Origin of the sequence: Microcystis sp. LE19-10.1B, assembly GCF_027530565.1 — a bacterium.
GTDB lineage: Bacteria > Cyanobacteriota > Cyanobacteriia > Cyanobacteriales > Microcystaceae > Microcystis > Microcystis aeruginosa.
In genome coordinates this window covers 1-4,182 of the sequence record NZ_JAPZQM010000129.1, presented here as the reverse complement: position 1 = coordinate 4,182, position 4,182 = coordinate 1, and the positions used below count along the sequence as shown (strand labels likewise).

The window sequence follows — 4,182 nt, the reverse complement described above, 5'->3', positions numbered from 1 at the left end:
TGCAAGGTAAAAAAATTAAGGATATGGGAATCCAAAAATATGTCACAAGACCTGAAAAAAGATATAAAGGTCAACGCAGACACAGTAGTTTTTATGTGGGTCAACATCTCTATCATTGGCTCCAGCTACATCAAATGTTCCCAAAAAATATAGAAGAGCTAATGCAAATTAGCCGCTATCGGTTGAAGGATTACATCAAAGGACAAAGAGCGATATCGCTTGCCCTATCTAACTTCTAGCTCGCTTGTCCCCCTCTCAGGCTTCCCACTCTTCCTTTTCTAGTTCTTTAGCACAGTGATTAAATATTAACTCAACTTCTTCCCATCCTAACCCTTCTTCTCGACTTATTTCTTCGATGCTACAATTTTTTACTCTCTCATAAATCATCGATTCATAGCGAATTGTATGAGGCTGTCTTAATCTCATAAAACTCAGTCTTTCGCTGATATACTTTTGGCACTTTTGACAATGAAACTGGCGGCGTGGTACTTCTAAATATACCGGATTGCCTAATATTGACAAATCTCTGACTAGATTAGACCTCTTGCAAAAGTCTTAAGTCGATCCTTGTACAGCAACATTTTTGAAGATTATCAACTACTAATAAATAATTAACTGAAAGTCCCTCCCATTATTGTTTCTATCGTTTGTTTTCGTATTTATGCAAGAGGTCTATTATACTCTGTTTGATTGATTCTGTCCAAGGTTTGATGGCAATTCGGACATTCAATTGTTTCATTTAAAAGAGCGAGCTTTAGGAAAATTGTCTGAGCAATTTTTTGATAATTGACCACTGTTACATTTGGTAAATCGAGGATTTGATCAAAATTTATCCACATAACCCACCTCCTGTTCTGTGTTACTATTATACCATGCTCACACAGAACCTAGAAGAGCCGGGTGCGGAATGTGTGGTAGAATATGTCCCGCCTCCATTTCGGGAAACAAATTTTTTCAAAAACGATGATCGTTTCTTCCCCCCCCGTAAGTATCGTGATCCCGACCTACCAAGGCGAGAGATTTTTAGAGGAAACACTTGCGTCAGTCCGAGCGCAAACCTATCCGGCTTTAGAGATTATTATTTCCGATGACGGCTCGACCGATCGCACTTTAGAGATCGTTAAAGACTTTCAACAACAAACCGCGTTAGATTGTCAAGTCTTCACTCATGAGCACTTGGGGATGGTCGATAATTGGAATTGTGCGGTTTCCCGATCGAGGGGTAAATATATTAAATTTTTATTACAAGATGACCTTCTTGACGCAAATTGTGTGTCGGAAATGGTCGAACTGGCGGAGAGCGATAGAGAGATTGGATTGGTGTTTTCCCGCCGCGATCTTCTTCTGTCGGAGGAGGCGAAAACGAACGATACCTGTTTGGCGATCGTGCGTCAGATCGAGAATTTACATTCCGGTTGGTCACGACTCGCGTTAGTTCAGTCGGGAAGAAGTTTATTAAGCGACCCGCGTTTTTTAGAGGGATGTATTAATAAAATCGGCGAACCCAGCACGGTTTTAATCCGCAAAGAAGTTTTCGATACCGTAGGGGAATTCGATCCTGATCTCTGCCAACACGTGGACATCGATATGTGGTGTCGGATCATGCTGAACTATAAGGTGGGATTTATTGATCGAACTCTCTCGTTTTTTCGCGTGCATCTTTCCCAGCAAACCTTACAGAATCAACAGAGTGATCGCATCTCAACCGACCTGCAACTCTTTTTGCGTAAAATGATGGTCGATCCTTGCTATAGCGAGCTTCCCACCTGTTTAACCAGCGCGATTTATGTAAAACTCAAGGAAGAAAGAGACGATCTGCTCGCTCGGAATACAACCCACCAACAGAGAATTCAAGAACTGGAAATTACCGAGTCAGAGTTACAAGCAGAACGAAGTAAACATTTACATCTTATCGAAAAAATATCTACAGAATTGCAGAAAGCTCAAGATGTCATTACAGGAATGGAAAGTAGTAAGTTCTGGAAAATTAGAACGACTTGGAAACAAACGAAGCGAGTGTTAAGACTTCCAGACAACGATTGAGCATCGAGCGACCATTCTCTATTAAAAACCGATTTTTTTCTTAAATTCGTGCCAGAGCGCGAGCATCGTCCCTAATTTACTCTCTCGCATCTCTTGCAAGGGACGGATCGCTTCCGTAAGCTCTTCCACTTCCCGTCGAGCGTTCAAAAAGTACTTTTGGGTTTTGGATAATTCCTGCTCGAGTTCTCTCTCATGGTCTTCTAACTGTTGGATTCTGAGAATAGCCCGATCTCGTTGCGCTACAAAATCATCGAGCCGCTCGCCCAACTCTTCAACTGTTAATCGATTCTCGTGGATGACTTCCCTCAATTCATCGATTTTCGACCAATTCCCGTAGATACATTCAAATAGAATTTCTATATTTTGTAGATAAAGTTCTCGATGATTTTGAAAGATTCGGGTATGGAGAGCGATCGCTCTTGAATTCGCCTCCGTATTTCTAGAAGATTTTTTTTGTCGATAATAAAACAAAATTTCTGAAATTCTATATACTTTTCTTCCCGTTTCGATTATCGCTAGCCAGAAATCGTAATCTTCCCAGCCATCGTTCATATTAGGATTATATCCGTCGACTTTCTCCCAGTCGGATTTTCTAAAAAAACCGGAGCAGAAAATCACGTTCTGTACTAATATATCGGGAAATCGGTAGGGAGGTAACTCCCATTTACCCTGCCGCTCGCCGAAAAACTCCACCTCGCAGTAAACGATCCCCGTATCGGGATTATCATCGAGAATTTTTACCGCTTTCTCTAAATATTCGCTACCGATTCGGTCATCGGCATCGAGGGGCAGGATATATTTACCCCTCGCGTGGGAGATCGCTGTATTGCGAGCGCTAACCACTCCCCGATTCTCGGTACGGATCACCCGCGTTCTCTTTCGTCGGTAATCTCGTAGGAGATCGTTCGTCAGCCCCGTCAGCCCGTCGTCCGATCCATCATCGACGATAATAATCTCGAAATCTTGATAGGTCTGTCCGAGAACCGATTGGATCGCTTCATCGAGATAAATACCTTGGTTATAGCAGGGAACGATGACGGAGACGGTGGGGGATAGTTCGCTCATCTACAGGAAGGGGGGATCGATCGGATGTCGCCCGAATCATACCACGGAAGCGATCGATGCGGAACCCGTCACATTAGACATCTCCAAAAATCTATACCCCAGTCATAGCAATGAACTTGGCTGATAAAAACTTGATGCTAAATTTAGTTCAAGAAAAAGTTACAGCCTTTCTCAGATAGATGAGGCGTCGTGTTCTAAATCTGTGGAAGCGAGTTTAAATGGCACAGCCAAATTCTCGTGTTTTACCAATTTAAGCGGCATCAGGTAACGGCAAATCCTTGATGGGCTGGGGTTTTTGAATTTTTCGGTAGTTTCTCGATGGCACACCCTTGAGAGCAAGTGCCGAAAAATCATTGACCCGAATATTGAGGTGATGGCTCAAACGACCAGCAGTTGGTTGGGGTTTCTTATCCCAGGGTCCTGTAGCGAGCGGTTCGCAGACAGCAGCGATCGCTTTAAGTAAACAACCAGCCAACAAAGCCAGACCAATTCGACGCCTGATAGAATTCTCCGTCCAAGCTCTCGGCATCTCCATCCCCGCTGTATCCTGAGCCACAAAGAAATTAGTTTCAACTGGGGAACGATGACTGTAGGCCAGACGCAATTCGACGGTAGTCAACTCCCTCGCCATAGTCCCAATGAGTAGAGGACGGTCATAGTCAGGATGATCTACTCTTACCACATCTAGGATAGTCTGGGCAAAGTCTTCAAAGTGAAGCTGATTCCACCGTCTCACTCGTATTTCTTTTTCTTCTTCGATGACAGTAAAATCTCAGCAATTCTCATTTTGAAATAAATATACTTTGCACGGCTACAACTTGCATTTTTTACTCAAGGACAATAATATAGTTTAAGAGTCATAATTAGAAGCAAAGCACTCATTGAAAACATGATTAACCTAGAATTCACGGAAGAAGAAAAGAACTCACTTTCTTAGGAAAGATTTCATCATCCCCATCCCCGGGTTCAACTGAAGATGGAAGTTCTCTGGTTAAAGAGCCAAAAGATACCGCACCAAAAAATTTGTCAGTTAGCAGGAATCTCGCCAAATACCTTATTAACCTATCTTCGAGA

The 4,182-nt window shown here is 42.7% G+C and carries 4 protein-coding genes and 2 pseudogenes; 3 read left to right on the top strand and 3 right to left on the bottom strand.

Annotated elements, in window-relative coordinates; translation table 11 throughout:
• On the top strand, positions 1–239 hold a 239-nt coding region (locus O9332_RS04750), incomplete at its 5' end, for a transposase (RefSeq protein WP_288023951.1).
• 19 nt (positions 240–258) lie between these two features.
• Here O9332_RS04750 and O9332_RS28325 read toward each other — a convergent pair.
• A pseudogene (locus O9332_RS28325) lies at positions 259–839 on the bottom strand (helix-turn-helix domain-containing protein); the annotation flags it as partial.
• An 82-nt stretch (positions 840–921) separates the two neighbouring features.
• Here O9332_RS28325 and O9332_RS04735 point away from each other — a divergent pair.
• The gene (locus tag O9332_RS04735; protein ID WP_002761543.1) at positions 922–2,043 is read left to right on the top strand and encodes a glycosyltransferase; all 1,122 of its coding nucleotides are present in this window, start codon (positions 922–924) and stop codon (positions 2,041–2,043) included.
• A 21-nt stretch (positions 2,044–2,064) separates the two neighbouring features.
• Here the strand turns inward: O9332_RS04735 and O9332_RS04730 are convergent, their stop codons facing one another.
• Positions 2,065–3,108 carry a glycosyltransferase gene (locus O9332_RS04730; RefSeq protein WP_288023946.1) on the bottom strand — a complete coding sequence of 348 codons (1,044 nt, stop codon included), beginning with the start codon at positions 3,106–3,108 and terminating at the stop codon, positions 2,065–2,067.
• 250 nt (positions 3,109–3,358) lie between these two features.
• On the bottom strand, positions 3,359–3,844 hold the full coding sequence (locus tag O9332_RS04725) for a hypothetical protein (RefSeq protein ID WP_002761541.1): 486 nt from the start codon (positions 3,842–3,844) through the stop codon (positions 3,359–3,361).
• A 153-nt stretch (positions 3,845–3,997) separates the two neighbouring features.
• Here O9332_RS04725 and O9332_RS04720 point away from each other — a divergent pair.
• Positions 3,998–4,182, top strand: a pseudogene (locus O9332_RS04720) (helix-turn-helix domain-containing protein); the annotation flags it as partial.